We start from the raw sequence: 7,947 nt of genomic DNA on the forward strand, positions 1-7,947 counted from the left end.
CCATCCGGCAACGGCCACCGCCCGCCCCACCCGGCCCGACCGAAACCCACCACGCCGCAACACCGGACCCCGGCCCCATGGCTCCACCCCGCCCGCCCCGATAGGCTCGACGATATGAGTGTTCGGCGGGTGATGGGCATCGAGACCGAGTACGGCATCTCCGTACCCGGACAGCCAGGGGCCAACGCGATGGTGACCTCCAGCCAGGTCGTCAACGCCTACCTCGCGGCATCGGCGGCACGGGCCAGAAGAGCCCGCTGGGACTTCGAGGAGGAGAACCCACTCCGCGACGCCCGCGGCTTCGACCTCGCCCGCGAGGTCGCCGACCCCACCCAGCTCACCGACGAGGACCTCGGCCTCGCCAACGTCATCCTCACCAACGGCGCCCGGCTCTACGTCGACCACGCCCACCCCGAGTACTCCGCACCCGAGACTACCAACCCCCTCGACGCCGTCCTCTGGGACAAGGCCGGAGAGCGCGTCATGGCCGACGCCGCCCACCGCGCCGGCCTCGTCCCCGGCACCCACCCCATCCAGCTCTACAAGAACAACACCGACAACAAGGGCGCCTCCTACGGCTGCCATGAGAACTACCTCATGAAGCGCGAGACGCCCTTCGCCGACATCGTCCGGCACCTCACCCCCTTCTTCGTCTCCCGCCAGGTCGTCACCGGCGCCGGCCGCGTCGGCATCGGCGTCGACGGCCGCGGCGACGGCTTCCAGATCAGCCAGCGCGCCGACTTCTTCGAAGTCGAGGTCGGCCTCGAGACCACCCTCAAACGCCCTATCATCAACACCCGCGACGAACCCCACGCCGACCCCGAGAAGTACCGGCGCCTGCACGTCATCATCGGCGACGCCAACATGAGCGAGATCTCCACCTACCTCAAGCTCGGCACCACCGCCCTGGTCCTCGCCATGATCGAGGACGGCTTCCTCACCGTCGACCTCTCCGTCGACATGCCCGTCGCCGCCCTCCGCGCCGTCTCCCACGACCCCACCTGCAGGCACCTGCTCACCCTGCGCGACGGCCGCAAGATGACCGCCGTCCAGCTCCAGATGGAGTACCTCGAGCAGTCCCGCAAGTACGTCGAGGACCGCTTCGGCGCCGACGTCGACGACATGACCAAGGACGTCCTCGACCGCTGGGAGTCGGTCCTGCACCGCCTCGGCGACGACCCCATGCAGCTCTCCCGCGAACTCGACTGGGTCGCCAAGCTCGAACTCCTCGAGGGCTACCGCAACCGCGACGGCCTCGACTGGTCCCACCCCCGCCTCCAGCTCGTCGACCTGCAGTACACCGACATCCGCCCCGGCAAGGGCCTCTACAACCGCCTGGCCGCACGCGGACGCATCGAGCACCTCCTCACCGAGGACCAGGTCCAGCACGCCGTCGAGGAACCCCCCGAGGACACCCGCGCCTACTTCCGCGGCCGCTGCCTCTCCCAGTACGCCGACTCCGTCGCCGCCGCGTCCTGGGACTCGGTCATCTTCGACGTCCCCGGCCGCGAGTCCCTCCAGCGCGTCCCCACCCTGGAACCGCTGCGCGGCACCCGGCAGCACGTCGGCGCCCTGCTCGACCGCTGCCGCACCGCCGCCGACCTCGTCGCCACCCTCACCGGCCAGCGCTGACGAACCCGTGGAAGGCCCTCCCGGACGCCCGGGAGGGCCTTCCGCGCGCCTGTGACCGGCCGCGCGAGCCTGCGTCCGGCCGCCGCGCGCGAGGTCACGGAACGCCGCCGACCGACGCGGATTCGTGACCCGGTATGCCCGTTTCAGTGGTTCGCGGACGGGCGATAACCCCACCAGGCCCCCCGCACCGGCCGCCCGTTCTGACCTGGGCGTAGGTGCCCGCTCGCCGCCAGTGATCGGGGATAGGGTTGGGGGTACCGGCAAAGTGGAGGTACGGGATATGGCCACGAAGGACACCGGCGGTCAGAAGCAGACCACCCACCGCACCGAAGAGGTCGAGGAGACCCAGGCGGCCCCGGAGAGCGACGTCCAGGAAAGGCAGGAAAAGCTTTCCGACGATGTCGACGCAATTCTGGACGAAATCGACGAAGTATTGGAAGAGAACGCAGAAGAATTCGTCAGGGGTTTCGTCCAAAAAGGCGGACAATGATGGGCAAAACGGACATGCTGGACCAGGGATTCGCTCGAACGGTCAAAGGCGTGTTCTCGAACGTGTGAGCTGTTAGTCTCGGCCTGACGGGACACAGTTCGCGCCTTCGAATTCCGGAGCCTTCTCCGGGGGTGGGTGGGTGGGATGACCTTTCTCAAGGAGTGCCGTGACTGCGGCGAGATGAAGCCCGTCACGGAGTTCTGCAAGCGCAAGGCGTCCAAGGACGGGCTGGCCCTCTACTGCAGAACGTGCTTCGGAGTCCGCAACGCGGAGTCGAAGCGCAGGAGGGCCGCCAAAGAGGGCACGGAAGTCAGGCCCTACCGTCCGCGTCGGCGCGTCCCGGAAGGGATGAAGTTCTGCCCCCGCTGCGAGGAGATCAAGTCCCTCGACGCCTTCTCCAGGAACCGGGCCTCACGGGACGGGATCGGTAGCTACTGCAAACCGTGCCACTCGAAGGTCTGTGCGGAGAATCGCGCGCTCAACCACGGCAGCGCCCGGAACTATTTCCTCAAGCTCAGGTACGGGATCACCGAGCAGGAGGCGGACTCGATTCTCGCGGCACAGGGCGGGATCTGCGTGATCTGCCTGGCCGCACCCGCCTCGCATGTGGACCACGACCATGTCGTCGGACGTGTCCGGGGCATGCTGTGCTTCAAGTGCAACAACGGCCTGGGGCAGTTCCAGGACGAGGTCTGGCGCCTGGAGGTCGCGGCCGACTACCTGGAAGGGCGCGGTTCCCACGCGCGTCGGCTGTGGCTGGAGTTCGACGCGACGACGATCGTCGGACGGTCGCGTCGACACCTGGAGACGATGCGAGGGATGCGTCGCGCCTCCGCCCTCGGATCGGCCCGGCACTACAAGCTGCGGGAGAGGTACGGCCTGACCGAGGCCGAGGCGGACTCCCTGATCGCCGTCCAGAACGGGCTGTGCGCGGTCTGTAGTGATCGCGAGCCTGAGCACATCGATCACTGCCATGACACCACCGCGGTTCGGGGTGCGCTGTGCGTGGGGTGCAACTCGGGGATGGGGCTGCTCGGGGACGAGCCGGGGACGATTCGTCGGGCGGCGGCGTACCTGGCGGGGGCGCTGATCGCGGAGGTTCCGGTGGCCGGGGGAGGGACGCGGTTGTCGTTCACTCTTCCGGACGTGGATCCGGCGGCCATCGCGGCCGGTGGCTGGGAGCGGGTTCGTGTTGAGGACGCGCGCCTGCGGAAGGCGATGCGGGACGCGGCGTGGGAGGCGGAGTGGTGTTCGGGGGGTCCGTTCGCCGATCCGTTCGCGATGGCGTTGACCGGTGGGGGCGGCTGAGCCGGTCGTGAGCCGGTGGGGGCGGCTGAGCCGGTCGTGAGGGTGATTTCGCCGGGCGGTCCGGGTGGGCCGTCCGGCGGTGGTGGTCGAGGTGGCGGCGTGTCGCGGGCGCCCGTGCTGGGCGGTGGTGGTTCGCCGTGGGCGGAGCGGGTTGGGGGCGTTCGCGGTATGCGGTGGGAGTGGGGTGAACAGTAGGGTCTTAGTGTCCGCGCCGGTGAGGTCGTTTTCGCGAGGCCGCAGCCGGGGTCGTGCTGGAGGGAAGGAGTCGCGTGGCGTCGCAGGATGCGCTTGGCGGGCGTCTGCCCGGGTTGTTCGGTAGTCCGGACACCTCGTCGTTCACGGAGTTCCTGGGGGTGTACTCGCCGGACGCGCTGCCGGGGCGGCGGGTGCCGCTGCCGGCGGGCGCCGGGGCGGAGGAGATTCCGCACGGGACGACGATCGTGGCGGTGACGTTCCCCGGTGGTGTGGTGATGGCGGGGGACCGGCGGGCGACCGCGGGCCACGTGATCGCGCAGCGGGACATCGAGAAGGTGTTCCGGGCGGACGAGTTCTCGGCGATCGCGATCGCGGGGACGGCGGGGATCGGCCTGGAGCTGACCCGGTTGTTCCAGGTGGAGCTGGAGCACTACGAGAAGCGTGAGGGCCGGACGCTCTCGATCGAGGGCAAGGCGAACCGGCTGGCGGCGATGGTGCGCGGGAACCTGGGTCTGGCGATGCAGGGGCTCGCGGTGGTGCCGTTGTTCGCGGGTTACGACGAGGTGGAGGACCGGGGGCGGATCTTCTCCTATGACCCGGCGGGCGGCCGGTACGAGGAGCGGGAGTTCCACACGATCGGTTCGGGTTCGCCGTTCGCACGGGGTTCGCTGAAGAAGCTGTTCCGGGCCGACCTGTCGGCGGAGGACGCCGCGATGGCGTGTCTGCAGGCGTTGTACGACGCGGCGGACGACGACTCGGCGACGGGTGGTCCGGATCTGTCGCGGGGGATCTTCCCGGTGGTGGCGTCGGTGACGGCGGACGGGTACCGGAGGCTGGGCGAGGACGAGGTGGGGGCGCTCGCGCGCAGCGTCGTCGAGGGTCGTTACGAGGCGCCGGGCGGTCCGACCGCCCCGCTGCGATAGAAGGGATGCAGGCCGGTGTCCATGCCGTTCTACGTGTCGCCCGAACAGCAGATGAAGGACAAGGCGGACTACGCGCGCAAGGGGATCGCGCGCGGCCGCAGTGTGGTGGTCCTTCAGTATGAGGACGGGATCCTGTTCGTGGCGGACAATCCGTCGCGGGCGTTGCACAAGATCAGTGAGATCTACGACCGGATCGCGTTCGCGGCGGTGGGGAAGTACAACGAGTTCGAGAACCTGCGGTTGGGCGGTGTGCGGTACGCGGATGTGAACGGGTACCAGTACGACCGCCGGGACGTGACGGCGCGCGGGTTGGCGAACGTGTACGCGCAGTCGCTGGGGACGATCTTCACTGAGACCAACAAGCCGTACGAGGTGGAGCTCGTGGTGGCGGAGGTCGGTGAGTCGGCGGATCTGGACCAGATCTACCGGTTGACGTTCGACGGTTCGGTGGCCGATGAGCACGGGTACCTGGCGATGGGCGGTCAGGCGGACGCGGTGGCGCAGGCGTTGAAGGAGCGGTTCCGCGAGGGGTTGCCGCTGGCCGAGGCGTTGCGGGTGGCGGTGCGTTCGCTGGAGGCCCAGGACAGTGAGCGGCGGCTTGAGGCGCGTTCGCTGGAGGTGGCGGTGCTGGACCGGCATCGGGAGCACCGGTTGTTCCGGCGGTTGGCGGAGGCGCGGGTGTCGTCGTTGCTGTCGGAGGAGCCGGGTGGGGCCGCGTCGGAGGACGAGGGTTCGGACGGTGCGGGCGAGGGTTCGCCGGAGTCCTGACGCGCGGTGTCGTGAGGTGTGGGGTGGGGCCCGTCGCGGGGTGTCGCGGCGGGCCCCGTCCCGTCCCACTTGGTGATCTACGTCGTAAAGGCGGTGGCCGGAGGGGCGCGGGGGTCGCGTCCGATCCGGTGAAACAAGGGGCGGTGGAGGCTGCCAAGTCGGCGTCCGTGCGCATAAGCTCGCTGTGTGGACAGGCGCATCTTCGGGCTTGAGAACGAGTACGGCGTCACCTGCACCTTCCGCGGTCAGCGGCGGTTGTCACCCGATGAGGTGGCCCGCTACCTGTTCCGCAGGGTCGTGTCGTGGGGCCGCAGTAGCAACGTGTTCCTCCGCAACGGCGCGCGGCTCTACCTGGACGTGGGCAGCCACCCCGAGTACGCCACGCCGGAGTGCGACAGCGTCGTCGACCTGGTGACGCATGACAAGGCCGGCGAGCGGATCCTCGAGGAGCTCCTCGTGGACGCCGAGCGGCGGCTCCGGGAGGAGGGCATCGCCGGCGACATCTACCTGTTCAAGAACAACACCGACTCGGCCGGGAACTCCTACGGCTGCCACGAGAACTATCTGGTGGGCCGGCACGGGGAGTTCGGGCGGCTGGCGGACGTGCTGATCCCGTACCTGGTGACGCGGCAGATCATCTGCGGTGCGGGCAAGGTGCTGCAGACGCCGCGCGGTGCGGTGTACTGCGTGTCGCAGCGGGCGGAGCACATCTGGGAGGGTGTGTCGTCGGCGACGACGCGGTCGCGTCCGATCATCAACACGCGGGACGAGCCGCACGCGGACGCCGAGCGGTTCCGCCGGCTGCACGTCATCGTCGGGGACTCGAACATGTCCGAGACGACGATGCTGCTGAAGGTGGGCGCGACGGACCTGGTGCTGCGGATGGTCGAGGCCGGGGTGGTGATGCGCGACCTGACGCTGGAGAACCCGATCCGGGCGATCCGGGAGGTCAGCCATGACATGACGGGCCGGCGGAAGGTGCGGCTGGCGAACGGCCGGGAGGCGAGTTCGCTGGAGATCCAGAAGGAGTACTTCGGGAAGGCGAAGGACTTCGTGGACCGGCGCGGCGGCGACCCGGTGGCCAAGCGGGTGCTGGACCTGTGGGAGCGGACGCTGCGGGCGGTGGAGACGGGCGATCTGGACCTGGTCGGCCGGGAGATCGACTGGGTGACGAAGTACAAGCTGATCGAGCGGTACCGGCGCAAGTACGATCTGCCGCTGAGTTCGCCGCGGGTGGCGCAGCTGGATCTGGCGTACCACGACGTGCACCGTGAGCGCGGGCTGTACTACCTGATGGAGAAGCGGGGGTCGGTGGCGCGGGTGGCCCGGGACGTGGAGATCTTCGAGGCGAAGTCGGTGCCGCCGCAGACGACGCGGGCGCGGCTGCGCGGGGAGTTCATCCGGCGGGCGCAGGAGAAGCGGCGTGACTTCACGGTGGACTGGGTGCATCTGAAGCTGAACGACCAGGCGCAGCGGACGGTGCTGTGCAAGGACCCGTTCCGTTCGGTGGACGAGCGCGTGGACAAGTTGATCGCCGGTATGTGACGGCGGGTGCGTGCGGCCCGCGGGTTCGGCTTCGGAGCCGTCCCGCGGGCCGTCGCCTTCCGCGGGTCGTGGCAGGGCGGGGTGCGGGCGGGTGAGGCGGCGCTTGCCGTGAGGTGACCCACCGGTAGGGTGATCGGCCAGCCAGGATGTCGTGCCGCCCGTGAAGGACCCCTGTATGCGCCGTCGTTTCTCCGCCGTGTCCGCGGCCGTGGTGTTGGCCGTTCCGCTGTTCCTCGCCGCCGGGTGCGGCGGGTCCGACGTGCAGGTGTCGGTGAAGGGGACGGCGGGGCAGCGTCCGGAGGTGAAGATTCCGAAGGGGACGCCGAAGGACGGGTTCGCGACGAAGGTGCTGGCGAAGGGGAAGGGCCGGGGGGCGCGCAAGGGCGACCTGGTGGTCGCGGACTATGTGGGCTACCGGTGGAGCAAGGACGGCAGCAAGCTGCTGGCGTCGAGTTACCTGACGGGCCAGCCGGAGGCGTTCCCGACGTGGGAGGTCGTGCCGGGGCTGGCGAAGGCGTTCGAGGGGGCGCGTCCGGGCGGCCGGGTGGTCGCGAAGATCCCGCCGAAGCAGGGGTACGGGGACGCGGGGGACCAGGGTCGGCAGATCGGTCCGGACGACACGCTGGTGTACGTGCTGGACGTGCGGGGGGTGTTCGCGCGGTCGGCGATGGCGCACGGGCAGAGCCGGACGCTGAGCGACCCGGCGTTGCCGCAGGTCGGGGACGGTGGCGCCGGGCAGGCTCCGTCGATCACGGTGCCGAAGCGGCCCGCGCCGAAGGCGTTGCGGACGCGGACGCTGGTGCAGGGGGACGGGCCGCAGGTCCGCAAGGGGCAGTTGCTGGCGCTGCAGTACAAGGGCGTGTTCTGGCGGAACGGCAAGGAGTTCGACTCGTCCTGGACGAGCGGGCATCCGCACGCGGTGACGATCGGGACCGGCCAGGTGATCAAGGGCTGGGACCAGGCGCTGGTGGGGCAGCGGGTCGGCAGCCGGCTGCTGCTGGCGGTTCCGCCGGACCTGGCGTACAAGCCGCTGGGCGGGTTGCCGCAGGCGGGGATCCGCGCGAACACCAGGCTGTCGTCCGCGCG

Annotated in this window: 7 protein-coding genes; all 7 read left to right on the forward strand. The window is 69.7% G+C overall.

Annotation, left to right across the window (positions count from 1 at the left end; genetic code table 11):
- Nucleotides 1-114 precede the first annotated feature (114 nt).
- The gene (gene dop / locus AB0J52_RS19000; RefSeq protein WP_500182912.1) at nt 115-1,632 is read left to right on the forward strand and encodes a depupylase/deamidase Dop; all 1,518 of its coding nucleotides are present in this window, start codon (nt 115-117) and stop codon (nt 1,630-1,632) included.
- 280 nt (nt 1,633-1,912) lie between these two features.
- Nucleotides 1,913-2,122: a ubiquitin-like protein Pup gene (locus AB0J52_RS19005; protein WP_122198202.1), complete on the forward strand. Its 210-nt coding sequence runs from the start codon at nt 1,913-1,915 to the stop codon at nt 2,120-2,122.
- Between the two features lie 144 nt (nt 2,123-2,266).
- Nucleotides 2,267-3,430 carry an endonuclease VII domain-containing protein gene (locus AB0J52_RS19010; RefSeq protein WP_500182913.1) on the forward strand — a complete coding sequence of 388 codons (1,164 nt, stop codon included), beginning with the start codon at nt 2,267-2,269 and terminating at the stop codon, nt 3,428-3,430.
- 269 nt (nt 3,431-3,699) lie between these two features.
- Complete coding sequence (gene prcB / locus AB0J52_RS19015; RefSeq protein WP_500182914.1) at nt 3,700-4,548, forward strand: proteasome subunit beta; 849 nt, start codon at nt 3,700-3,702, stop codon at nt 4,546-4,548.
- 21 nt (nt 4,549-4,569) lie between these two features.
- Nucleotides 4,570-5,316 carry a proteasome subunit alpha gene (gene prcA / locus AB0J52_RS19020; RefSeq protein ID WP_500182916.1) on the forward strand — a complete coding sequence of 249 codons (747 nt, stop codon included), beginning with the start codon at nt 4,570-4,572 and terminating at the stop codon, nt 5,314-5,316.
- A gap of 186 nt (nt 5,317-5,502) precedes the next feature.
- Nucleotides 5,503-6,861, forward strand: a complete 1,359-nt coding sequence (gene pafA, locus AB0J52_RS19025) for a Pup--protein ligase (RefSeq protein ID WP_117357641.1) — start codon at nt 5,503-5,505, stop codon at nt 6,859-6,861.
- A 175-nt stretch (nt 6,862-7,036) separates the two neighbouring features.
- On the forward strand, nt 7,037-7,947 hold a 911-nt coding region (locus AB0J52_RS19030; protein WP_500182915.1), incomplete at its 3' end, for an FKBP-type peptidyl-prolyl cis-trans isomerase.

This window comes from Spirillospora sp. NPDC049652, from assembly GCF_040675125.1.
Taxonomy (GTDB): domain Bacteria; phylum Actinomycetota; class Actinomycetes; order Streptosporangiales; family Streptosporangiaceae; genus Spirillospora.

Excerpts from the sequence above, each read along its gene's own strand:
- dop (WP_500182912.1), top strand. The coding sequence starts at position 115 with ATGAGTGTTCGGCGGGTGATGGGCATCGAGACCGAGTACGGCATCTCC.
- AB0J52_RS19005 (WP_122198202.1), top strand. The coding sequence starts at position 1,913 with ATGGCCACGAAGGACACCGGCGGTCAGAAGCAGACCACCCACCGCACC.
- AB0J52_RS19010 (WP_500182913.1), top strand. The coding sequence starts at position 2,267 with ATGACCTTTCTCAAGGAGTGCCGTGACTGCGGCGAGATGAAGCCCGTC.
- prcA (WP_500182916.1), top strand. The coding sequence starts at position 4,570 with ATGCCGTTCTACGTGTCGCCCGAACAGCAGATGAAGGACAAGGCGGAC.